This is a genomic window from Streptomyces sp. NBC_00443 (genome assembly GCF_036014175.1).
Taxonomy (GTDB): domain Bacteria; phylum Actinomycetota; class Actinomycetes; order Streptomycetales; family Streptomycetaceae; genus Streptomyces.
The window spans coordinates 9,186,654-9,210,144 of sequence record NZ_CP107917.1 but is presented as its reverse complement, the minus strand read 5'-3'; the positions used below and the strand labels follow the sequence as shown (position 1 = coordinate 9,210,144).

Genomic DNA, 23,491 nt, shown 5'->3' with positions numbered 1-23,491 from the left:
GGCCGCCTTCCACCGGCATCTCGGCACCTCCCCCAGGAATACTTTGACCGGGCCGCCGCCTGACTGTCCGTCAACGTCCTCCCCGAGCGGGATCCGCCCACGTACCGTCGCTGGTTGATGGCCCGCCGCAGCCTGGCCCGCCCCGAAGGACTCGCCTACGTCGTGCAGCGCCTGTCTGCTTGTCGACGTGGAGGGGGTGAGAGCGGCACATACTTCTCCAATGCGTCGCGCGAGAGCGGGGGCGTGGCGCAAGGGCATGGCGGGGAGCAGGACTTCGGGGGGCGGGCTATGAGCAGACAGGACCAGGCGGATGCGGTGGACCGGGAGATGGCCGCGCGTCTGCTGCCAGATACGGTCCTTCGGGCGCTGGGCCGGTGGTGGGGCGAGAGCGCAGCGAGGTTGGCGGACGGGACCCCGGGCGGGCACACGGTCCGCTACTCCCCCAGCCGGTGGGCGCAGATCACCCCTTGGCCCTCAGCCCTGGCTTCGACATCTCAAGTCGGTGATGCCGGAATCAGCCGGGCAGGCGTGGTGTCGATCGTCTCGGACGCGCTACGGCGAGAGGCGTACCGGGAGGCGCTGGTCGCCACCTATGTGTGGGGGAAGGGGAAGAGTGGCTCGCCCGGCGGCAGCGGACCCGCCACCCTGCACAAGATCCTGGCCGCCGAGGGCCTGGACGCGGCGCTGGCCCGTGCGGTCACCGAGTTGAGCGTGTACGGCGCCGAAGCGGCCTACGCTGAGCTCCGGGGCCGCATTCCCTGGCTCGGTCCGTCGTTCTACACCAAGTTCCTGTACTTCGTCGGCAAGACGCTTCCTCCGGCAACCGGCCCTGCGCCGCTCGTCCTCGATGCCGTTCTGGCCCGGCGCCTGCGGTCGCTGGCCCGGGCGGTCGGCCGAGAGACGGGCTACGATCCCGACGGCTCGGTCGCCTGCTGGGTCTGGAGGGACTGGCACTGGTCATCCCACCGCTACGCGGTCTACCTCGCCTTCATGCACGCAGTCGCACACCAACTAGCGGCAACTGACACCTGGCCGTCCGACGCCTCGCCCGACCTGCTCGAATACGCCCTGTTCAGCGCTTGTGGACGTGAGGGCTCGGCGGGCTGTCAGCCTTACTCCTCAACTTCGCACGGCTACCCGGCACATCCAGCAATAGGGCGGAGCCAGGGCAGGATCCCCATCGTACGGCCGGCATCCCCTGTGCCAAGGCGCCGGTTTGACGGCTGGGCCACACACCCGATCTGCGCTCTTGCTCCCCACGCGATTGCGTGCTTGGACCAGCGAGCGGTCCGTCACACGAGATCGGAATCGCTGTGACACGCAGCGCGCCGACGGGGGTTCAGGATCCGAGGTGCTGATCGGGATCATTCTCGCGACCCGCAGGGTGAGCATGGGGGTGGCAGCGATCCTGTCCGGTGGACTACGTTGTGCGGCGATGACTACCGGGACGGCCTTGCGCCACACACGGATTGGTGACCCGGCGCTCCCCTGAGCGCCGTACGGGCCGGTGCCGGCCCGCTGTTGGATCGGGGATCCGGCGCTGCTGCGCGGGCTCCGCCTCCTGTCGTGTTGATCACAGCTCGACGCGTCAACCACGACAGGAGAACTCATGCTCACCAAGATGTTGCACATTCCGACCGCGGACGGCCAGGCCGACGCTTTCGCCGCCTGCCCCGACCGTGGCGATCGGCACCCAGGGGTGCTGATGTACGCGGACGGATTCGGCATCCGGCCCGTGCTGCGGGAGATGGCCTGCGAACTGGCGGGGCACGGGTACTACGTGCTCGTCCCCAACTTCTTCTACCGGCACGGGCCGGCACCGGTGATCGAGCTGCCCGAGTACATCGGAGAAGCGGCCCGGCCCGCGGTCTTCGCTCAGCTGATGCCCTTGATCGAGGAGCACACAGCCGAACGTGCCCTGCGCGACGCGGATGCCTATCTCAGGTTCCTCACCGCCCAGCCCGAGGTGGCCGCCGGACCGGTCGCGGTGACCGGCTACTGCATTGGCGGCCTCCTGGCGATGCGCACCGCCGCGGCCCACCCCGGCCAGGTAGCTGCCGTCGCCGGATTCCACGGCCCTGTGGGCGCCGACGGGCCTGACAGCCTCGCCAAGGTGACCGCCCGGGTTCACCTCGGCCACGCCGAGACCGACATGACGCCCGAGGCCCTCAGGGAGCTCAATCAGGCATTGGACGCCGCGGGCGTCGGCTACACCTCCGAGATCTACCCCGGCACCGACCACGGCTTCACCATGTCCGACACCGACGCCTTCAACCCCGGTGCCCTGCAGCACCATTGGGACCGCCTGCTGCCCCTCCTCGACCTCACCCTGTCCAAGAGCTGAGGCCCGGGGACACCGTCCCCCTCACCACCACGCCTCCATCATCCAGCAGTTCGCGGCACAGGTTCCCACCCCTCGGACCTGCCTTGTGGGGCAACCGTGCTGCGGGCTGTCCGGCTGCGGTGGTTGGGGCGCCAGGTCGCAACCAGGGCGGCGGCCAGGAGCAGTTCGGCGATGTCGCCGCCGTAGTACATGATCTCCGCGCCTCCCTGGACCTGCTTGACGGGTGCGTGGATGTCCACCCAGAAGCCGCCGTACATCAGCTGGGAGATCATCGCGTGTGCCGCGATGGCGACACCGAGGTAGACCAGCCGTGCGCGTACTCCGGGGCGGGAGGGGCGGGGTCGGCGCCGGCGATGACGTAGGCGAACAGGCATCCGGACAGCAGGAAGTGCGTGTGCAGCAGCCAGTGTGCGGCCGGGTTGCTCGCGGTCGTGTTGTAGAGGGGGGTGAAATAGACGACGGCGAGGCTGCCCGTGGACAGTGCCAGCGCCACCACAGGGTGAGCGATCACCCGGGCGGGCGGGCTGTGCAGCACGGCGGTCAGCTGCCGCCCCCGGGCTGCGGGCAGTGTGCGCAGCAGGAGGGTGACCGGAGCGGCCAGGACGAGCGCGAGCGGCGCGTACATGCCGATGAGCATGTGCTGGGCCATGTGGCCGCGGAAATCCTCATGGGCGAACGGGGCCACGGGCGGCAGCAGCGCCACGCCGAGCAGGAAGATCCCTGTCACGAACCATGCTGTCCGCCAGCGGCTCCAGCCCAGGGCCGGATTGCCACGGCGTGCCCGGCGGGCCAGCAGCAGGTACGCGCCGACGCAGACCAGCAGGGCGAGCGCCGGCAGCAGCGTGTCCTGGACGTTGCTCCCCGCCGTGTGCCCGTGTGTGGGCATGTCATGGCCCATCAGGCTCGCCGTCCCTCACGCTGCCCGACGGGAGCCTGGGGGGCGAAGGGCCGGCCACTGCGCTGGAGCAGGTAGCCGCCGACAACGAGCAGCGCGCCCAGGCCGAGGAAGCCGATGTCCCACCACACCTGGCCGTCCCCTGCGTAGACGTGGTGAATGCCGAGGACGTGGTGGTCCAGGACTCCCTCGACGAGGTTGAACAGACCCCAGCCGACGAACATCCAGCCCCACAGCACCCGGGAGGTCCACACGCGCATCCGGTGATGGGTGACCCTCGAGTAGAGGATGGCGAGTCCGAGCAGAACCGAGAGCCAGCACACGGTATGGAAGATGCCGTCCCACACGGTGTTCATCTCCAGGCCGGAGACCGTATCGGGGTTGTAGTACTTGACGCCGACGCGGTCATGGTTGGTGCTGCTGAGCATGTGGTGCCACTGCAGCAGCTGGTGCAGCAGGATGCCGTCGAGGAACCCGCCCATCCCTACACCGAGCACGATGCCCGGCAGCTTGATACTCGCCGGCTGTGCCGTGCCTGCCGGGGCCTCGCCCAACCTGGTGGCCATCCCTCGTCTCCGCTCCTGCACCTGAGTGCGCTGGGAACAACGTCAAGAGCAGGTTCCCCTTCCGGCGGCAGCTCTCCTCGTTACATTGAGCCATTCAGCAAGGCCACTGAAATGCAGACGGTGCGGGTGTCCGAAACGCACGAGGCCCGCGGGGCGTTGAGGGAGATGACAGGCGTCGCTGGATTCCTGATCTCCGGGCAAGGAAGACCCGGCCGACCGCGAACCCGGGCCGATCGTTCTAGAGCGCCGGGCTGTCACATCTGGCTCCATCCGGGCCGGTGGAGCCGGCGGGCCTTACCGTGGATCGGTGGGCGGCCTTGGCGCGGTGGCGGCTTGGGGCAGGTGTCGAGCCGACGCCATTTACAGACCGGGCAGAAGCGCTTCGCGCGAGGTCGGGCGCGTCTCAGAAGGGATGGACCCGGTATCGGTGGGTTGCCGGCGGCGCTGGCCGGGTGGGGAGGTCCGGGCTGTGAAGCTCGGGCGCGGCCCGTCGTTCCGGCGGCTGAAACCCGGGTGGTCTTGGACGAGAGGCCCAAGGGAGACGAGAGGCCCAAGGGAGGAGACGGCTCCCCACCTCGCCGGCTCGGAGAATCCTCGGTCGAGACAGAAGTCGTTGCCCTCGATGTCTCGCATCACGATGCACGGATCCGTTCCGTCACAACAGGAGTCGCACACGTACCGCGCCGAGCGGGACCAGTGGTGCGCACTCGGCTTCGAGCGCGGCGAGGCGCCCTTCACCCACGAGCCCGGTGCCGACCCGCACGTCAAGATGAACCCGATCCTGACGACCTTGCCTACGACGAGACCTACGGCACCATGGCGGGCTTGATCATCTTCCACCATGACGGCGAACCGCCGGGACACCACGGTCCGGGCAGGCCACATGGTGCAGGACAGGACGCCCTAGCCGAGACGGGCGCGGACCGACAGCGGCGTGCCGCGGAAGCAGCCGATGGCGTGGTCGTCAGGTTCGCGGGCCGGGGCCCCGAGGTGAGCCTCGCGCTGCCTCCGTAGGCGGCGCGTGAGAGGCAGCCGGCGCCCGGCGGAAGATGCACACCCTGCGCGCTGATGGCGATCACGGCGACATTTCCCCTGCTCAACGCCCGAACCGGTCCCAGCCCCCGCAGTTGCCTTGATCGGTAACCAGCGCCGCCGTGATCATGCGTGGCGGCATGTCACCTGCAGCCCGCTGATCAGGTACGGGCGGTTCGGTCTCCAAAGACGGCGAACCGCCCGTACCCTTCGTGGTGTCTACGGCGTCACATAGCGGGCGCAGAACACTGGAGGCAATACCTCGTGCTGATCGCTCAGCGTCCATCACTGACCGAAGAGGTCGTCGACGAGTTCCGTTCCCGGTTCGTAATCGAGCCGCTGGAGCCGGGCTTCGGTTACACCCTCGGCAACTCCCTGCGTCGGACCCTCCTGTCCTCGATCCCGGGCTCGGCGGTCACGTCCATCCGCGTCGACGGCGTGCTGCACGAGTTCACCACCGTGCCGGGCGTCAAGGAGGACGTCACCGACCTGATCCTCAACATCAAGCAGCTGGTCGTCTCCTCGGAGCACGACGAGCCGGTCGTGATGTACCTGCGCAAGCAGGGCCCGGGTCTGGTCACCGCCGCCGACATCGCGCCCCCGGCCGGTGTCGAGGTGCACAACCCCGACCTGGTCCTTGCCACGCTCAACGGCAAGGGCAAGCTGGAGATGGAACTCACGGTCGAGCGTGGCCGTGGTTACGTCTCCGCCGTGCAGAACAAGCAGGTCGGCCAGGAGATCGGCCGTATCCCGGTCGACTCGATCTACTCGCCGGTTCTGAAGGTCACGTACAAGGTCGAGGCCACGCGTGTCGAGCAGCGCACCGACTTCGACAAGCTGATCGTCGACGTCGAGACCAAGCAGGCGATGCGTCCGCGTGACGCCATGGCCTCCGCCGGTAAGACGCTGGTCGAGCTGTTCGGTCTCGCCCGCGAGCTGAACATCGACGCCGAGGGCATCGACATGGGTCCGTCCCCGACGGACGCCGCGCTCGCCGCTGATCTGGCGCTGCCGATCGAGGAGCTGGAGCTCACCGTTCGGTCGTACAACTGCCTCAAGCGCGAGGGCGTCCACTCGGTGGGTGAGCTCCTGGCGCGTTCCGAGGCCGATCTGATGGACATCCGTAACTTCGGTGCGAAGTCGATCGACGAGGTCAAGGCGAAGCTGGCCGGCATGGGCCTGGGCCTCAAGGACAGCCCGCCCGGATTCGACCCGACCGTCGCTGCCGACGCCTTCGGCAACGACGACGCGGACGCGGGCTTCGTGGAGACCGAGCAGTACTGATTCGGCTGCCGGATCGCGGGGGACAGGAAGGCACAGGAGCCAGCGATGGGCACGGGCCGACAGCACCCGATCTCCCAAGGGTCCACCAGCGGAGATGCGGACGCCCAAGCCGTGCAAGCCTGACCCAAGTCGGCGAAGGCGGTCGCCACCGCTGCCAGCTCGTCCTGCCTCCTGTCCCCCTGGGTGCGCCGGAGAACACGGCCTGACGCGCCGTCCCACCGCAGGGTTGGGGCGGCGTGCGGGGCGCCTTCACCTGCGCCAATGCCGGTCTCGTGCGCGCTCCCCGACCATGGGTCAGTCCCAGAGTGAGACCGCCTGGGCCAGGGGGCGACCGCGATCAACAGCCATGGCTCGGCCAGGACCATGAGCCTCGTGAAGATCAAGGCGAAGTACGCCAGCTCTTGGCGGCACGCCGCTGGGCCCTGCATTTCCTGCCCTTGCTCTTCTCCGAGCCCTTGTGCTGAGGCGCCTCTGCGACAGGCATCACCTTCAAGGGCATCAAACCTACCTGCGCGACGAGACGTATCGTCTTGCCAAATCCCCCACCATCTCGTACCGTCCTCCACATGGGTTCCCTGTGAGAAAGCCGGCGCCGACCGCGTAGAGCACCGCTCCGCCGTCGCGGCGCCCCGCCGTGCCCTCTCATCCACCCGATCCGGCCCGGGCCGAAGCCCGCGGCCAGGAGGGACCCGCGCGTGCACTGCTCACAACTCACCCTTCACCACGTCACCAAGCGCTATCCCGGCCGCACCGTCCTCGACCAAGTCTCGTTCGCCCTGAAGCCGGGCGAGAAGGCCGGGCTCATCGGTGACAACGGCTCCGGCAAGTCCACCCTTCTGCGGCTCATCGCGGGCCAGGAACGCCCGGACAGCGGCGAGTTGACCGTGACCGCCGCCGACGGCATCGGCTACCTGCCGCAGACCATCCCCCTGCCCCCGACCGCCACCGTCCAGGAGGCCGTCGACCTGGCCCTCGCGGATCTGCGCGCACTGGAGGCGGAGCTGCGCCGGGCCGAACAGGCGCTCGGCGACGGCGCGGACGCGACGGGACTCGCCGCGTACGCCGCCCTCCTGGAACGCTACGAGGCGCGGGAGGGCTACGACGCCGACCATCGCGTCGACCTCGCCCTGCACCACCTCGGCCTGCCCGCGCTCCCCCGTGACCGACGACTCGGCACCCTTTCCGGCGGCGAACGCTCCCGGCTGGCCCTGGCCGCCGTCCTCGCCGGCCGCCCTGAGCTGCTGCTCCTGGACGAGCCGACGAACGACCTGGACGACCAGGCCGTTCAGTGGCTGGAGGCGCAGCTGCGGGCACACCGCGGCACGGTGCTCGCGGTCACCCACGACCGCGTCTTCCTGGAGCGCCTGACCTCCACGGTCCTGGAGGCCGAGGCGGGAAGGGTCACGCGGTACGGAGACGGCTACGCCGGCTACCGCACCGCCAAGGCCGCTGAACGCCGCAACCGGCTCCAGGAGTACCAGGAGTGGCGGGCCGAACTGGCCCGTAACGAGCGGCTGGCGGCCGGCCACGCGGTCCGCCTCGACGGCATCCCGCGCAAGGCGCCGCTGGCCAACTTCGGCCACGGCGGCTTCCGGGCCCGCGGCCGGGCGCACGGCGCGATGGCCCGTATCCGCAACGCTCGCGAGCGGGTCGGCCGGCTGACGGCGAACCCGGTGGCTCCGCCCCCGGAGCCACTGACCTTCACCGCGCGCGTCGGGACGGCGGCGGACGGCGCAGAGGGGTCAGCGGCGGGGCTCCCCTCGGTCCAGCTGTCGGACGTACGGGTAGGGCACCGCCTTCACCTGGACTCCTCACCCTCGCAACGTCCGGCCGGCTGCTGGTCACCGGCCCCAACGGTGCGGGCAAGACCACGCTGCTGAAGCTGCTCGCGGGTGAGTTGCGGCCCGACGAGGGCTCGGTGCAGGTGCCGGGCCGGGTGGGCCATCTGCGCCAGGACGAGACGCCGTGGCCGCCGGGCCTGACGGTGGCGGAGGCGTTCGCGTTGGGCCGCGTGGGCTCCGCCGACGAGCACGCCGACGCCCTGCTGGCCCTCGGCCTCTTCCGCCCGGCGGAACTCCGGCTCCGCATCGGCGAGCTGTCGTACGGCCAGCGCCGCCGCGTGGAGCTGGCGCGGCTGGTCTCCGAGCCCGCCGACCTCCTGCTGCTCGACGAGCCGACGAACCACCTCTCCCCCGCGCTGGTCGAGGAACTGCAGGCCGCGCTGGCCCATTACCCGGGCGCAATCGTCCTGGTCACGCATGATCGGGCACTGCGGGCCCAGTTCAGGGGCGAGCACCTGCACTTGCCGGACACCGCCCGTATCCGCCAGGCATGACGGCCGGGAAGCAGGCGGCCTGGCCTCGGATCGCGACGCGGCACCATCGCCGGCGCACCAGGCCGCCACCGCAAGCAGCGCGAAGCGCGGACGCGCGGCTGAAGGCACCGTTGATCCGCGGTCCGTACTGTCGATCGATGTGATCACCCGATCGTGAGTTCCTCTGCTCTCGCGCCCGGTCTGCCCGATGCTCGGAAGCACGGCGCGTGACCGGCGCCGCTGGGACGTTCTGTGGGGTGGGGAAGACCATGACGCGAGAAGCGGGACGGCGTGCCGGCCTGGACGAGCAGGCGGTGCTGCTCGTGGCCGGGCTGGCCGATGTGGCGGTGAGCACGCTGGGCTCGGCCGTGGGGACGCTGCGAGGGCTGCTGCGCCGCTCGGATTCAGCGGAGCTGGCAGCGCAGGCCGAGAACGAGCTGATGGCGCGTGGGCGCCTGGCGCTGGATCGGTACGCTGCCGTACCCCCGGCCCACCTGGAGATCCTCGCCCGGCACGCCCAGGCCCGGAAGGCCGCCGATGATGTCTGACCGGTGGGAGCCGGCCGCGTTCAAGACCCGCATCGACGAGGTACTGCACCGGTTCGTCGCCCAGGAGGCCGACCGGTTCGCCGAGATCGACCCGCTCCTGACCCCGGTGGCCGAGCAGTTGGAGGCGGCGGTCGCGGACGGCAAGCGGCTACGGGCGGCCTTCTGCTACTGGGGCTGGCGTGCGGTGGGACAGCCGGACAGCGACGCCTTGGTGCGGGCGGCGGCCTCCATGGAACTGGTGCACGCCGCCGCAGTCGTACACGACGATCTCATCGACGACAGCCCGCTGCGGCACGGGCGCCCCACAGCACACATCGCGCTGCGTGGTGCCGTGCGGCGCCGCCCACGCGCCGACGCCACCGCGAGGTCGCTGGCGATGCTAGTCGGGGACCTGCTCATGGCAATGGCCGGGGAGTTGTTCGCCACCAGCGGTCTCCCCGCCGCATACCTCGCCCGGGCTCGCCCCCTGTGGTCGGTGATGGCCCGCGAGCTGATCGCGGGCGAGTGCCTGGAGCTCCTGCGCACCGGAGCCGGTCCGGACACCACCGCGTCGCTGAAGGTGATCCGCTACAAGACCGCCAAGTACACCGTCGAGCAACCCCTGCTGATCGGCGGCGCCCTGGCCGGGGCAGGGGCGCGGCTGCGCGAGGGCTACTGTGCATACGGGCTGCCGCTGGGCGAGGCTTTCCAGCTGCGGGACGACCTGCTCGGCCTGTTCGGAGACCCGGAACGCACGGGTAAGGCCAACGCCGACGACGTGCGGGGCCACCGGCCCACGGCCCTGCTGGCGGAGACCTGGCGCCTCGCCGGCGACGGAGACCGCGAACGGCTGCGCGCCCTGCTGGGCCGGCGCCGCCCGGACGCGGATGCGCTGGAAGCGGTACGGGAGGTGATGTGCCGGCTGAAGGCACCCGACCGCATCGAGGACATGATCAGCGCACGCGTCCATGAGGCACTCGGCGCACTCCACGAGCTGGCCGTACCGGCGCATGCCGCGAGCGCTCTGACCGCGCTGGCACAGTCCGCGGCGGACCGCCGGTCCTGAACTGCGGCACCCCGGCCGGCACAACCACGCCATGCCCGGCCGTCGGCCCTCGCACCGGTCGTCGACGGTCCCGAAGAAGCAAGGAGCCCCGCCATGCCCTACACCGAGGCATCCATGGACGCCCTACGGCACGTCGGCGACGAACTCGCCGACGCCACCGTCGCCGCACTTTTCGAAAGCGGCCAGGTAGGCACGTTCAACACCCTGATGCGCTACGTCTCCACCGCCGGGGCTCCCCTGCCGGACGGGCTGCCCGATGTCGCCCGGGAGTACCTTGAAGCCACCCGCGTCCCGCCGTCCTGGGTGGACTGGGCGGAGATGGAGAAGGCCCGGCTGTTCTTCATCGACAACAACGTGCACATCTCCACCGCGCTCTCGTTCGCCTCCATGCCCGCCTGCTATCTCGTCCCACACGTGGCAAAGCTGCTGTCGGCCACGCACGGACTGAAGTACCCCTCCAAACGCATGGCGGAGACGGGTCAGTTCACCGTCTACCTGATGCAGCCGGACGCCTTCGAGAGCGGCAGCCGCTTCATCCCCGCCGCCCAGAAGGTGCGCCTCCTGCACGCCTCCATCCGCCACCACCTCAAGCGCGAGAACCGGTGGGACACCACCGCGCTGGGAACGCCGATCTGTCAGGAGGACATGATCGGCGGGCAGATGTTCTTCTCCATGCTCGTCCTGGACAGCCTGCACCGTCTCGGCATCCACATGTCGCAGGAAGGCGCCGAAGCCTACTACTACGCGTGGCGGGTCGTCGGCGCCATGCTCGGCGTCGACGAGGACGCCGTACCCGAAACCCTGGAGGAGGCGCGCGCCTTTCTCGATCTGTACATGATCCGGCACATGGGGCCCTCCAAGGAGGGCGCGCACCTTACCCGGCAACTCATCGACCTCTACGAGGAGGTCGTGCCCGGCACCTTCTTCGATCCGATCGTCTCCGCCCTCATCCGCCACCTCATCGGCGACACCTGCGCCGACTGGCTCCACGTGCCGCAGACCCCATGGGACACCGTCGTCAAGACTCTCCCCCACCTTCTCGGCATCCTCGAAACCATCGAAGACCGCTCCCCGCTCGGCGCCTGGGCCCTGGACCGTCTCGGCCACCTGACCACCGTCCTCGAGCTGTCCTCCCTCACCCGCGGACGCGTCATGCACTACGCCATCCCCGAACAGCTCAAGCAGGACTACGGCATCTCCCACCACGTGCCCCGCACCCACCGATGGAACCCACCAGCCGCCACAGTCTCCTGACCCACACGCTCAATTTCCGCGAGAACCGCCCAACTTTCGCACCTCGGCGCGGGGTTCTCCGCCCTGTCCCCGGCGCGCTCCAGGTCGAACAGCAGCGCGCCCTGCGACGATCTGACAGATGACGTTCTCGGATGCCGTGTATGCCGCCGTGGGAGCGGGTGCTCTGGCCGCGGCCGTGCTGCCACGGCTGGTGTTCCGCCGGCCGTTGTCGATGCCGATGGTGTTTCTGGCCGCGGGTGCGGTCGTGTCGCTGCTACCGCTCCCCATGCCCGTCGTGGACCCGGTCCGGGACCGGCTGTGGGTGGAGCACGCGGCGGAGGTCTGCGTGATCGTCTCGCTCATGGGTGCGGGCCTGGCCCTCAACCGTCCGCTCGGCTTCGGCCGGTGGGCGGGGCCATGGCGGTTGTTGGGCCTGGCGATGCCGCTCACGATCGCGGTGACCACCCTGCTCGCCGTCGTACTGCTGGACTGGCCACCGGCCACGGCACTGCTGGCTGCGGCCGTGCTGGCGCCGACCGATCCGGTCCTCGCTGCGGAGGTACGGGTCGGAGAACCCGCTGATTCCGAGCAGGACGACGACGAAGTGCGCTTCACCCTGACCGCAGAGGCGGGACTCAACGACGGCCTGGCGTTTCCCTTCGTCCTGGCCGCAGTCGCCCTGGCCGCTGCAGCCGGTGGAGGCTGGTCCGCGGACTGGATCGGATCATGGGTGCTGGGAGACCTGCTGGCCAAGACCGCGATCGGAATCTGCGCCGGTCTGGTGACCGGCCGACTGCTGGGATGGATGTTCTTCCGGGCCAGGCCTTCCGCCGTCCGGCTCTCTGAACATCTGGAAGGTTTCGTGGCCCTGGGTGCCACGTTCATCACCTACGGCATCGCCGAACTTCTGCACGGTTACGGCTTCCTGGCCGTGTCCGTCACGTCGTGCGCCATCCGGGCCGCCGAACGCAGCCACGGCTACCACAAGGTCCTCCACGAGTTCACCGAGCAGATCGAGCGGCTGCTGACCGCATTCCTCCTCTTCCTGGTCGGCGGCTACGTCGCCGGCGGCGGCCTGACCGCCCTCAGCTGGCCCGCAGCCCTACTCGGGCTGCTGCTGATCCTGGCCGTCCGACCGATCATCGCTTGGGTGTCACAGGTCGGTCTGTCGACCGGACCCCGAGAGAAAATCGTCATCTCCGCGTTCGGGATCCGCGGCATCGGGTCGCTCTACTATCTCGCCTACGCACTGGGACACAACGACTTCACGGGCCTCGCCGACCAACTGTGGTCGCTGACCGCTTTCACGATCCTCGTGTCGGTCGTCCTCCACGGCGCCACAGCGACCCACGTCATCGCCCGCCTGGACCGGCTGCGCAGCAACTCCGAGCGGCCGCCTTGAGTCGATCGAGCACCATGGAGGCCCGGCAGCCGTCGGTGTGGGCCTGGACAGACGTACGGCCGTCGCCGCCGCCTCGGGCGGCGGCCCCTGGGCGGGCAACTTCGGCACCGCGGCCGGAAACCGAGTGCGGGCTGCCGGCGCGGCGGTGTGTGATCGGGGGTATGGCGATTGTGTTGAGCAAGCCGGGAGTTGACGGGTTGCGCGAGGCTGTGGGCGTGCTGCGGGAGTGGCAGTACGACGGGGCGCCGATGCAACTGCATCCGGGGGACCTGGGCTGGTTCTGGCGGTTCGGTGCACAGGCGACGGCCACGGCGGTCCGGACATGGAGCCGGGACGGACAGATTCTCGCCGTCGGCCTGCTGGACGGTCGCGACCTGTTGCGGCTGACGATCGCGCCGGACGCCCAGCGGGACGAGGAGTTGGCGCTGCAGCTGGTCGAGGACGTGACCGAGCCGGAGCGCGGCGTCCTGATGAAGGGGAAGGCGTACGTCGAGGCGCCGGTGGGCGCACTGGTCCAGGATCTGCTGTTCGAGGACGGCTGGAACACCGACGAGCCTTGGACACCGCTGCGCCGCGACCTCAGGGAGCCGGTGAAGGACCCAGGCGTGCGGATCAAGGTGATCGGCCCGGAGCAGGCGCACGTGCGGACCGCCGTACAGCGGGCATCGTTCGACAGGTCGACGTTCGCGGACGAGCACTGGCATGCGATGGCGGCCGGATTGCCGTATGCAGACGCCCGGTGTCTGGTTGCTTACGACGACGAGGGCAACGCGGTCGCGGCGGTGACGGTGTGGTCGGCCGGTCCGGGGAAGCCCGGGCTGCTCGAGCCGATGGGCGTGCACCGGGAACATCGCGGTCGCGGCTACGGCAGGGCGATCAGCGTCGCCGCGGCAGCCGCACTCCAGGAGCTGGGCTCGTCGAGCGCGCTCGTCTGCACCCCGAGCTCCAATGCCGGCGCCGTGGCCACGTACAAGGCAGCCGGCTTCCGGCCGCTCCCTGAGGTGCGGGATCGACGCCGGGACGTGTAGGCCGTCCGAGATCAGGGACTGACCACTTCGGTAGTGGCAACGGCGAGCGGTGGAACGGTCCTTGCGGGCCGCCATATGCGGATCTCTGCCGCGTGAACCGGTATCAGCACCGCACAGATCTGCAATGCGTACGGGTACGCGGAGCGGCTTACACCGGAAATCGCGACGCGAACAGAGAGGCCCGCCCCGAAGTCCGCCACTTATCGCGCGTTTGTTATGCGGGGGGTCCCCTGCGTGTTTCGTAGCGATGCGGTCTGCGGTGCGCGACCATACGGACGCCGACGGAGCACAATTCCAGCCGGTCGGCGCCATGTCCAGGCGGCATAAGGAATCACGGAGACAGGAAGAAGGTCGGGCATGTCCGGCAGCGAAAGCGAGAACCCAGTAATCCCCTCCCCGACTCCCACGGCAACTCGGCCCAGGACGAACCGGGACTGGTGGCCGAATCAGCTGGACCTTCAGGTTCTCCACCAGCACTCGTCCCGCTCCAATCCGATGGACGAGGACTTCGACTATGCGGAGGAGTTCGCAACCCTCGACGTCGACGCGCTGAAGCGGGACGTCTTCGAGGTCATGACGACCTCCCAGGACTGGTGGCCTGCCGACTACGGCCACTACGGGCCGCTCTTCATCCGGATGAGCTGGCATGCCGCGGGAACGTACCGCATCGCGGACGGCCGCGGCGGGGGCGGCAGCGGAGCGCAGCGCTTCGCCCCCCTCAACAGCTGGCCGGACAACGCGAGCCTCGACAAGGCGCGCCGTCTGCTCTGGCCGGTAAAGCTGAAGTACGGCCAGAAAATCTCCTGGGCCGATCTTCTGGTCTTCGCCGGAAACTGTGCCATGGAATCGATGGGGTTCAAGACATTCGGGTTCGGCTTCGGACGCGAGGACATCTGGGAGCCCGAGGAGATCTTCTGGGGTCCCGAGGACACATGGCTCGGAGATGAGCGCTACATCGGCGACAGGGAACTCACTGGCCCTTTCGGTGCCGTGCAGATGGGACTGATCTACGTCAATCCCGAGGGTCCCAACGGCACCCCGGATCCGATCGCTGCCGCCAGGGATGTTCGCGAGACTTTCGGGCGCATGGCGATGAATGACGAGGAGACGGTTGCGCTCATCGTCGGCGGCCACACCTTCGGCAAGTGTCATGGTGCGGTCGACGCCGGGTACATCGGCCCGGAACCCGAGGCGGCCCCCATCGAGCAGCAAGGTCTCGGTTGGAGGAACACGTACGGCAGCGGTGCTGGGGGCGACGCGCTCACCAGTGGGCTCGAGGGCGCATGGACGTCCGAGCCGATCCAGTGGGACAACGGCTACCTGGACAACCTGTTCAGGTACGACTGGGAGCTGACGACGAGCCCCGCTGGTGCGAAGCAGTGGACTCCCACGGATTCCTCGGCCAAGGGCACTGTGCCCGATGCTCATGATCCGTCGAAGAGGCACGCTCCCATGATGCTGACGACGGACCTCGCGCTGAAGTTGGATCCGGTGTACGGGCCGATCGCGAAGAGGTTCCACGAGAACCCGGACCAGCTCGCGGAAGCGTTCGCCAAGGCGTGGTACAAGCTGTTGCACCGTGACATGGGACCCCTCTCGCGTTACCTCGGGCCGTGGATTGCGGAGCCGCAGCTGTGGCAGGACCCGGTGCCCGGGGTCGATCACGAACTGGTCGGGGACGAGGACATCGCTGCCCTGAAGGCCAGGATCCTCGGCTCGGGACTGTCCGTCTCCCAGCTGGTCACGACCGCTTGGGCGGCCGCGGCAAGCTTCCGCGGTACCGACAAGCGCGGCGGCGCCAACGGGGCAAGGATCCGGCTCGCGCCGCAGCGGGACTGGGAGGTCAATGCCGTCCCCGAAGTGACCGAGGTGCTGCGGACGCTGGAGCAGATCCACCGGGACTTCAACGCCTCACAGACCGGCGGCACGAAAGTTTCGCTGGCTGACCTGATCGTCCTGGGCGGGTGTGCAGCCGTCGAGCAGGCCGCGAAGAACGCCGGGCACGACATCACGGTCCCGTTCGCACCGGGACGCACGGATGCCTCGCAGGAGCAGACCGACGTGCAGTCGTTCGCCGTACTCGAGCCCCGGGCAGATGGGTTCCGCAACTACCTCCGGGCGGGAGAGAAGCTGTCGCCGGAGACTCTCCTGCTGGACCGTGCCAACCTGCTGACACTGACTGCTCCCGAGATGACGGTTCTGCTCGGCGGCATGCGCTCCCTCAATGCCGGCTTCAAGCGATCCCCGCACGGCGTCTTCACGAACCGGCCGGAGACGCTGACCAGCGATTTCTTCGTCAACCTGCTCGACTCGGGCACGCAGTGGAAGGCTTCGGCGTCGGACGAGAACGTATTCGAAGGCCGCGATCGCGCCACGGGAGAGGTCAAGTGGACCGCCACCGCCGTCGACCTCATCTTCGGTTCGCACTCCCAACTCCGGGCTGTCTCGGAGGTCTACGCGTCCAGGGACGCGGGAGAGAAACTCGTGCGTGACTTCGTGGCCGCGTGGGACAAGGTGATGAACCTCGATCGGTTCGACATCTCCTGAGCCTGAAAGACGGTCTGCGCCGCGGTCGGTCTCGTGGTCCGTGGCGGGAGCGAGCGGCGGCGGGACTCCGTACGGGAGCACGTGGTGTGACGTCAGACTTCGTGCGGGGCGAAGAGTTCGAGGTGGCCGCACGAGGAACACCGGTAAGCATCTATCTGGTACCGGGGACGCCCCCCAGCGCTTCGCTCCACCGAAAATGCCCCGCTCCAGTGGCCCGGGTATCCAACGGGAATACCCACTCGCATGGTCACCGTCGTCTTCAATGAATCCGGGCTGCAGCTCGGCATTCTGGCACTGGGTGCACTTGATTTCCACGGACACACTGTAGGGGCAGCCGGGAAGGAGACGCCTCTCAGGTGTCCCGGGACAGCCCGACCGATGGCGCGTCCTCGCGCGTTGTGGGTGTCTGGTGCGCCGCAGGTTGTTCAGCGCGAGGGAGCGGGTTACTGAACAATCGGCCGGGCGCTGGAATCGGTGCAGCGGGGCACCAGCCGGCCGCCTCGGAGTCCGAGCCCGCCAGGGCGTCTGGGCTTCGGTGGCGGCAGGAACTCCCGCCGTACCGTTTCCAACGCATCGAAGGGCGAGGACGTGAACCGTATCCACCGACTGACAGCCGCCACCCTGCTGACCACCGACGGTGGGCGCAGGCGGGCCGCGACGACGGCCGTGACGATGACCATTGCGGGCACACTCGGGTTCGGCCTGATGACGCCGGCGGCGTCTGCCGCCAACGGGCCCTGCTACGACGGGCGGTGCAAGACCACCGTGTCGGCGCCCAAGACCATCAAGGTCGACAGCCGCAAGTTCGGGTTCGGGAGTTTGAAGATCACGAGTGTCAGCTCCCGGTCCGTGAAGATGTCGGCCGCCGGAGGGAGTCTCAGCGGCAGCACCAGCCCGGGCGGCACCGTCAAGTTCAACAACCTCAAGATCTGGGTGAAGTCGGTCTCCGGAAACAAGGCCAACCTCCAGTTGTTCCCCACGCGGTACTGAGCCTGTCCTCGAACCCCGGCGCGTTCGTCTCGCGCCGGGGTTCGCCAATTTTACGGACGGTAGGCGTGACCGTCCCTCGCGCTTCGAAAGGTCGAGTAACGGATTCGACGGTCTCGATTCTCGTCAGGCTTCGATTCCCGTCACTGTTCCCCGGATGCAGCGAGGTTGTCCACCAGCATCGTGAGGGCCGACTTCGGAACGGTTTCATCCGACCCGCCATTTGACTGGGTCCAGGTCGGGCTCGAGTCTGTGAAACTTGATCCTTTGGTGTCGTTGACGCCCTGGAAGATGCCAAAGTCAATGGGTCCGTCGTCTGCCGCGGCGGGAATGGCGGCCATGAGGAGAACCGCACCGGTGAACGCGGCGGAAGCGATGATCTTCATGCTCGGCTCAACGATGCCACTGGCATAAGGATGTTCTGTTCCGTGAGCCACCACTCGGCCGGCCTGGCAGCTACGACGTCAGCGCGGGACCGTCATGGGGTGGCCAAAGTCAGCGGTGCGAACGTGTGGTGTTCCCAGAGGCGGCGGGAGGTCTCCTCGGGGTAGGTGGCCACCGTGGGGGTGGGGTCGAGGAGTTGGGCCAGGCGTTGTTCGGTGTCGTAGGCGGGCCAGCCCGGATCACCGGTGCGGGCGAAGGCGGTCCAGGCGGAGCGGAAGCGGTCGGAGAGCGCCTCCGTCCCGGGCGAGGGTACGGGGCCGATCAGCATGGCGCCGAGGCCACCGTAATTGCCGAAGGTCAGGGGCACGTCCAGGCCGTGGCAGGCGCCCAGGGCGCCCCCGTTCGCCGGGGCGGACCAGGTGAGTTCGTACAGGTGCGCCCGGCCGCCGCCCGCCGCGTGTGCCTGTGCGAGGTGCAGCGAGGGCATGCGGAACAGCCAGTCGGACTGGACGAGTTCGAACAGGTGCTCCGCTGACGCCTCCGGGAACGCGGACCGGTAGGCATGCTCGGCGTCAGGCGTCGGACCGAACACACCCAGCGCCATGGACGCGAGGCTGTCGTCCACCCGGCCGAGCAGCCCGCCGAGCGCGAGGAAGAGCCGGTACTCGTCCCGGTTGTGCCCGACGATCAGCTCGATCTCCCGGGCCGCGCCGCTCGCCAACGCGTCCCACGGCGTGGTGGGCAGGACCTCGCGGTCGACGACCGGCGAGAACGGCGTCGGGGTGAGGGCAACCGCGCCCCACCGGTGCACGTACTCGCGCATCCGGGCGCTCACCGCGGCCCCCGCCGCCGGCAACTTGCGCGGGTCGACCCCGGACAGGTCGGCCACCGTCGGGCGCAGCCCCAGCTCACCCGCGATGGCCTGGGCGATGTCCTCGGCCAGCGCGTCCGAGAAGAACGTACCCGGCACACTCTGGGCGATGGCCCGCCGGAACAGTCCCCGGGCCAGCGGCATGACCATCAACGCGGCGATGGACCCGGCGCCTGCCGACTCGCCGAAAACGGTGACCCGGTCGGGGTCACCGCCGAACGCGGTGATGTTCTCCCGCACCCACTCCAGGGCCGCGACCTGGTCGAGGAGACCACGGTTGGCGGGGGCGCCCTCGATCCGGGCGAACCCCTCGATGCCGACCCGGTAGTTGAGGGTGACGACGACCAGGTCGCCGTCGCGGGCGAGGCGGCTGCCGTCGTAGGCGGGGTCGTCGGCAGAGCCGAACTTGTAGGCGCCGCCGTAGATCCACACCATCACCGGCCGGCGGGCCGCCGAGTCCGTGTCCGGCGTCCAGACGTTGACCGTCAGCCAGTCATCGCCACCGGCCGGGACGCGGTCGGCAGGCGCGGTGTCGGGCCCGAGCGGCTCCTGCGGGGGCGGCGGGCCGAAGGCGAGCGCGTCCCGCACGCCGTCCCAGCGCCGCAGCGGGAGCGGCGCCGCGAAGCGTGCCTCACCCACCGGCGGCTGCGCGTACGGGATACCGCGGAAGACCGCCAGTCCCTCCTCGCGGCGGCCGCGCAGCGCACCCGCCGTCGTCATGGCCTCTGGAAACTCGGCACCGCTCATATCGACTCCTCGTGCAGCGGCCAGGGCGGCCCTTGGACGGCTCAAGATCGAGAACCCGGGGATTGCCCAGCTCCGCGCCATTGACACCCGCCGGGCACAGTCCGAGACTCGTGGCCAGCTCCCAGTGAAGCACATTTCACCAAGCGAACACACTGCCTCCTGTTCAGAGCTTCCCCCATCTCCAAGGACGAAGATGCACCCCTCCCCCGTAGTTGTCGGAACCCTCCCCCCGCGCACATTCCGCACGGTCTTCCCAGTCCTCGCCCTGTGCTGGCTGGCCGTGTTCTTCGACGGCATGGACGTGAACATCTACGGCGCCGTGATGCCGCACATGCTCGACGACACCGGGCTCGGACTGACCCCGGCCACCGCCGGCACCATCGGCAGCTGGACCACGTTCGGCATGCTCATCGGCGCGCTCACCGCCGGAAACCTCACCGACTGGCTCGGCCGCCGACTGATGCTCGTCGCCAGCGTGACGCTGTTCTCCGTCGGCTCGGCGATCTGCGCCGTCGCCGCGGGCGTTGGCCTCTTCGGCGCCGGACGCTTCTTCTCCGGACTCGGCCTCGGCGGTCTCATGCCGCTGTGCCTGGCCATGGTCATGGAGTTCGCGCCGCCGCGCCGGGCCGCCCTGACCACCGGCCTGCTGATGACCTCGTACCACTTCGGAGGCATGGCAGCGACCGGCCTCGGCCTCACCCTCGCCCCGGCCGCCGGCTGGCGCTGGGTGTTCTGGGCGGGTGTGCTCCCGGCCGTGATCGCCGTACCGCTGCTGCTGAAGCTGCTGCCCGAGTCGCCCGGCGTGCTGCTGGCACGCGGTGACCGCGACAAGGCCGACGCCGTCGCCGACCGCTATGGACTGCCCCGGCCCACACCCGTGGCCGCCCCAGCCGCCGGCGCGGCGGGCCGACTGGCCGCCGTACGAGCCCTGTTCCATCCGGACTCCCGCTGGGCGACGCCGCTGCTGTGGCTGGCCTCCTTCAGCGGTCTGCTCCTCGTCTACGGCGTGAGCACCTGGCTGCCGCAGATGATGCGCGCCGAAGGCTACGGCCTGAACTCCTCCGTCAGCTTCCTCATGGTCATCAACGCGGGCGGCATCATCGGCCTGCTCATCGCCGGCCGCACCGCCGACAAGTTCGGCGCGGTACGCGTGTCAGCCATCTGGTTCGTCCTGACCGCCGCCGGCGCCCTGCTGCTCAAGTCCCACCTGCCGCTGGGCATGACATACGTCGTGGTCGCCGTCACCGGTGTGTTCCTGTTCAGCGCACAGGTCATGGTCTACGCCGCCACCAACTCCGTCTACCGCGACAGCGAGCGCGCCGCCGGCCTCGGCTGGGTCACCGGAGTCGGCCGCACCGGCGCCGTCATCGGTCCCTGGCTCATCGGAGCGCTCGCCAACAGCGGCAACCAGAGCTGGGGCTTCACCACGTTCGCCCTGGCGGGGCTGCTGGGCGCGCTCGCCATCGCCCTCGTACCGCTCGCCCGGCGGCTCGGCCGGAGCGGATCACCAGCTCCCACACCCGTCACCGCGCAGGCGGCCGACACGGGGGCCTCCGGCCACTGACGCCCGGTCACACGTCCACATCGAACGCCTGTGGCGGACCCTGACGCCGGCCGTCGCGGCCGTGGCAGTCATCGCGACGGCCGCGGCGGTCCACCACGCCCGTCCTCGGGCATCCGACGTACTACCCCCGTTTCGGCTCCACGGCTGCGACTGCGACTGCGCTGCCCGCGCAGTTCATCCTGCCCACGCTCCGGACAATGTCAGCACCACGCTCACCCCTGCGACGAGCATCATGCACAGGCGCAGCCACCTCGCGAAGTTGTCGCCGCCCGCCCCCTGCTCCGCTTCAGGCGAGGCACCGTCAGCCGGGTGGGCGGCCAGGAGACAGGCGCAATAGGGGCAGCCCGCGGGGTCGGGTGAGGTCTGGTGCGCGTCGTCCAGCGCTGCGAACCAATCGTCCATGCGCGGTTCAACCCGCATTCGGCCGGGCGGGCAACGTCCTCAGCAGCGTTCGAGGCCGGACCGCAACCTCGTATAGCCGTACGGCACATACCGCCGACCACTGCCGACGAGCGGACTCCGTCGGCATGGTCGCCGGAGCGTCAAGCGCATGAACACGGAACCCGCAGCCGGAAGAGCGCCCCGCCCCCGGGCGCGTGCTCGGCCGTCAGCTCGGCGTCGTGTGCGTGGGCGATCTGGCGGGCCATGGCCAGACCAAGGCCGGAGCCGGGCAGGGCACGGGCGGTGCGGGCCCGGTAGAAGCGGTCGAACACGTAGGGGAGGTCTACGTCGGAGATGCCGGGGCCGTGATCGCGGATGGTCAGTTCCAGTGCGCTCGGGGCGGTGGTGAGGGTGACCTCGACGGGCCGGCCCGGCGGGCTGAACTTGGCGGCGTTGTCCAGCAGGCTCGACAGCAGCCGGGACAGCCGGGCCGGCACACCGGCGACCGTGGCGGTACGCACGTCGGGGTCGGCCGAGAGCCCGAAGGGCACGGCCGGCCAGTGGTCGCGGGCTGCATCGACGGCATGCACTACGACGTCAGCCAGACGTACGTCCTCGATCAGCGGGTCCGGTTCCTCGTCCCGGGCCAGTTCGATCAAGTCGTTGACCAGGAGGGTCACCTCGCGCAGTTGGCGGGCGAGCGCGGCCGCCGCGCGGTCGCGTTGGGCGTCGTTGAGGCGGGAGGCCCTGGTGAGCAGTTCGGCGTTGGTGCGCAGAGCGGTCAGCGGGGTGCGCAGTTCATGGGAGGCGTCGGCGACCAGGCGGCGTTGAGCGGTGACGGACTTCTCCAACTCGTCGAGCATCGTGTTGAAGGAGGCCGCCAGGCGGGTGACCTCGTCGTCCCGGCCAGGGCGTTCCGGCGGCAGCTCGATGCGGTGCCGGGCGTCGCGCGTGGAGGCGATGCGCTCGGCAGTGGCCGTGAGCCGGCTGACCGGTGCCAGACCCGTGCGGGAAACCCAGGATCCGAGCACCCCGGCCAGAACCACGCCGGCCCCGCCCATGACTGTGAGCAGTACCGCGGCCTGCCGGACCCCTCGGTCGACGGTGTCGGCACGTACGGCGACCTGGATGGCGCGGCCTTCGTCCAGTGGCGTGGTGAGCATCCTGGCGCTGTGGCCCGCCAGTCGCACCTCGCTGTAGTAAGGCCCGTGGGCGCCGGAGGCGACTTCGCGGGTGGTGTCGGTGACGGGCAGCAGGTACGGCTGCGTAGGGTCGTCAGCGGGCTGCGCGGGCACCAGCTGGGCGCAGGCCGGGGCGGCGAGGAAGCGGCACTGGCCCTGCACGACGCCGGGCGGCTCGTGACGGTACTGCTGGGCGCCGAGTCGCGCCGACTGGGTCAGGTGCAGGTCGAGCTGGTGGAGCAGTTGGTGACGGATGACCAGGAAGGCCGCGGCGCACAGTCCCAGGGCGACGGCCGCGACCGCCAGGGAAGCGGTCAGGGTCAGACGGGTGCGCAGGGGGCGGCGGCGCAGCCAACGGGCGTGCCGGCGTCGACCGTTTCGTTGCGGCTCGGACTGCGAGCGGTGTTGTCGTGGTGCGGTCATGGCAGGTCCAGCCGGTAGCCGACGCCGTGCACCGTGTGGACGAGCCGGGGCTCGCCGCCCGCCTCCAGCTTGCGGCGCAGATAGCCGACGTAGACGGCGAGGGAGTTGGACTCGGGGCCGAAGTCGCGGCCCCAGACCCGTTCCAGGATCGTCTCCCGGGGCAGCACCTGTCCGGGGTGCCGCAGGAGCAGCTCCAGCAGGGAGAACTCGGTGCGGCTGAACTCGATCGCGCGCCCTGCCCGGCGTCCGGTCCGGGTTGCCGGGTCGACCACGAGGTCGGCGAAGCCCCGCTCGGTGCCCGCGTCCGGCTCGGCCACGGCGGTACGGCGCAGCAGTGCCCTGATCCGTGCCACCAGTTCGTCCAGCGCGAACGGCTTGACCAGGTAGTCGTCGGCACCTGCCTCCAGACCGTCCACCCGCTCGCTGACCGAGCCGAGCGCCGTGAGGACCAGCACCGGCGTTCGGTCGCCGAGGGAACGCAGGCAACGGCAGACCGCCAGGCCGTCGAGGCCGGGGAGCATGACGTCGAGCACCACGGCGTCGGGCTCCCAGTCGGCGATGGCGGACAGCGCCGCCATGCCGTCCTCCGCCCCGCGCACCTGGTAGCCCTCGACGGCGAGCCCGTCCTCCACGGCGTACCGCACCTCCGGCTCGTCGTCGACCACCAGGACCTTCGGTGCGCTCAGGCACCCACCAGCACCACTCATGGCAGACA

Annotated in this window: 16 protein-coding genes and 4 pseudogenes; 12 read left to right on the top strand and 8 right to left on the bottom strand. The window is 69.6% G+C overall.

Features of this window, described 5'->3' with window-relative positions; translation table 11 throughout:
* The first annotated feature begins 288 nt into the window (after positions 1–288).
* Together OHO27_RS41945 and OHO27_RS41940 are read left to right on the top strand one after the other, a co-directional pair.
* A complete protein-coding gene (locus OHO27_RS41945) occupies positions 289–1,317 on the top strand; it encodes an 8-oxoguanine DNA glycosylase OGG fold protein (protein ID WP_328430137.1) in 1,029 nt (342 codons plus the stop codon).
* 292 nt (positions 1,318–1,609) lie between these two features.
* Positions 1,610–2,344 (top strand): dienelactone hydrolase family protein, encoded by a 735-nt coding sequence (locus OHO27_RS41940; RefSeq protein WP_328430136.1) that lies wholly within the window; start codon positions 1,610–1,612, stop codon positions 2,342–2,344.
* 38 nt (positions 2,345–2,382) lie between these two features.
* Here the strand turns inward: OHO27_RS41940 and OHO27_RS41935 are convergent.
* From OHO27_RS41935 to OHO27_RS41925, 3 genes and pseudogenes are all read right to left on the bottom strand, one after another.
* A pseudogene (locus OHO27_RS41935) lies at positions 2,383–3,230 on the bottom strand (cytochrome c oxidase assembly protein).
* Positions 3,231–3,241: 11 nt separating this feature from the next.
* A complete protein-coding gene (locus OHO27_RS41930) occupies positions 3,242–3,805 on the bottom strand; it encodes a DUF2243 domain-containing protein (protein ID WP_328430135.1) in 564 nt (187 codons plus the stop codon).
* Positions 3,806–4,402: 597 nt separating this feature from the next.
* A pseudogene (locus OHO27_RS41925) lies at positions 4,403–4,589 on the bottom strand (VOC family protein); the annotation flags it as partial.
* Between the two features lie 512 nt (positions 4,590–5,101).
* On the opposite strand from OHO27_RS41925, the gene OHO27_RS41920 reads away from it, so the two are divergent.
* From OHO27_RS41920 to katG, 8 genes and pseudogenes are all read left to right on the top strand, one after another.
* On the top strand, positions 5,102–6,121 hold the full coding sequence (locus OHO27_RS41920; RefSeq protein ID WP_328430134.1) for a DNA-directed RNA polymerase subunit alpha: 1,020 nt from the start codon (positions 5,102–5,104) through the stop codon (positions 6,119–6,121).
* Between the two features lie 695 nt (positions 6,122–6,816).
* Positions 6,817–8,456: pseudogene (locus OHO27_RS41915) on the top strand (TlrC/CarA/OleB/SrmB family ABC-F type ribosomal protection protein).
* 248 nt (positions 8,457–8,704) lie between these two features.
* Positions 8,705–8,983, top strand: a complete 279-nt coding sequence (locus OHO27_RS41910; RefSeq protein ID WP_328430133.1) for a polyprenyl synthetase — start codon at positions 8,705–8,707, stop codon at positions 8,981–8,983.
* Positions 8,973–10,028, top strand: a complete 1,056-nt coding sequence (locus OHO27_RS41905) for a polyprenyl synthetase family protein (protein WP_328430132.1) — start codon at positions 8,973–8,975, stop codon at positions 10,026–10,028. The genes OHO27_RS41910 and OHO27_RS41905 overlap by 11 nt, the downstream gene beginning before the upstream one ends.
* A gap of 93 nt (positions 10,029–10,121) precedes the next feature.
* Positions 10,122–11,282 (top strand): oxygenase MpaB family protein, encoded by a 1,161-nt coding sequence (locus tag OHO27_RS41900; RefSeq protein ID WP_328430131.1) that lies wholly within the window; start codon positions 10,122–10,124, stop codon positions 11,280–11,282.
* Positions 11,283–11,400: 118 nt separating this feature from the next.
* Positions 11,401–12,663 (top strand): cation:proton antiporter, encoded by a 1,263-nt coding sequence (locus tag OHO27_RS41895; protein WP_328430130.1) that lies wholly within the window; start codon positions 11,401–11,403, stop codon positions 12,661–12,663.
* A gap of 161 nt (positions 12,664–12,824) precedes the next feature.
* The gene (locus OHO27_RS41890) at positions 12,825–13,691 is read left to right on the top strand and encodes a GNAT family N-acetyltransferase (protein ID WP_328430129.1); all 867 of its coding nucleotides are present in this window, start codon (positions 12,825–12,827) and stop codon (positions 13,689–13,691) included.
* Positions 13,692–14,048: 357 nt separating this feature from the next.
* On the top strand, positions 14,049–16,238 hold the full coding sequence (katG, locus tag OHO27_RS41885; RefSeq protein ID WP_328430128.1) for a catalase/peroxidase HPI: 2,190 nt from the start codon (positions 14,049–14,051) through the stop codon (positions 16,236–16,238).
* Positions 16,239–16,330: 92 nt separating this feature from the next.
* Here the strand turns inward: katG and OHO27_RS41880 are convergent.
* Positions 16,331–16,547 (bottom strand): annotated as a pseudogene (locus tag OHO27_RS41880) (hypothetical protein).
* Positions 16,548–16,826: 279 nt separating this feature from the next.
* Between OHO27_RS41880 and OHO27_RS41875 the strand changes: the two are divergent.
* Positions 16,827–17,228 carry a hypothetical protein gene (locus OHO27_RS41875; protein ID WP_328430127.1) on the top strand — a complete coding sequence of 134 codons (402 nt, stop codon included), beginning with the start codon at positions 16,827–16,829 and terminating at the stop codon, positions 17,226–17,228.
* Positions 17,229–17,368: 140 nt separating this feature from the next.
* On the opposite strand, the gene OHO27_RS41870 is transcribed toward OHO27_RS41875, so the two are convergent.
* Positions 17,369–17,611, bottom strand: a complete 243-nt coding sequence (locus OHO27_RS41870) for a hypothetical protein (protein WP_328430126.1) — start codon at positions 17,609–17,611, stop codon at positions 17,369–17,371.
* Between the two features lie 92 nt (positions 17,612–17,703).
* Positions 17,704–19,227 carry a carboxylesterase/lipase family protein gene (locus OHO27_RS41865; RefSeq protein WP_328430125.1) on the bottom strand — a complete coding sequence of 508 codons (1,524 nt, stop codon included), beginning with the start codon at positions 19,225–19,227 and terminating at the stop codon, positions 17,704–17,706.
* Positions 19,228–19,420: 193 nt separating this feature from the next.
* On the opposite strand from OHO27_RS41865, the gene OHO27_RS41860 reads away from it, so the two are divergent.
* The gene (locus OHO27_RS41860; RefSeq protein ID WP_328430124.1) at positions 19,421–20,791 is read left to right on the top strand and encodes an MFS transporter; all 1,371 of its coding nucleotides are present in this window, start codon (positions 19,421–19,423) and stop codon (positions 20,789–20,791) included.
* A 542-nt stretch (positions 20,792–21,333) separates the two neighbouring features.
* Here the strand turns inward: OHO27_RS41860 and OHO27_RS41855 are convergent.
* Complete coding sequence (locus tag OHO27_RS41855) at positions 21,334–22,776, bottom strand: sensor histidine kinase (RefSeq protein ID WP_328430123.1); 1,443 nt, start codon at positions 22,774–22,776, stop codon at positions 21,334–21,336.
* The gene (locus OHO27_RS41850; protein WP_328430122.1) at positions 22,773–23,483 is read right to left on the bottom strand and encodes a response regulator transcription factor; all 711 of its coding nucleotides are present in this window, start codon (positions 23,481–23,483) and stop codon (positions 22,773–22,775) included. Before OHO27_RS41850 ends, OHO27_RS41855 begins: the two co-directional genes overlap by 4 nt.
* Between the last annotated feature and the right edge of the window lie 8 nt (positions 23,484–23,491).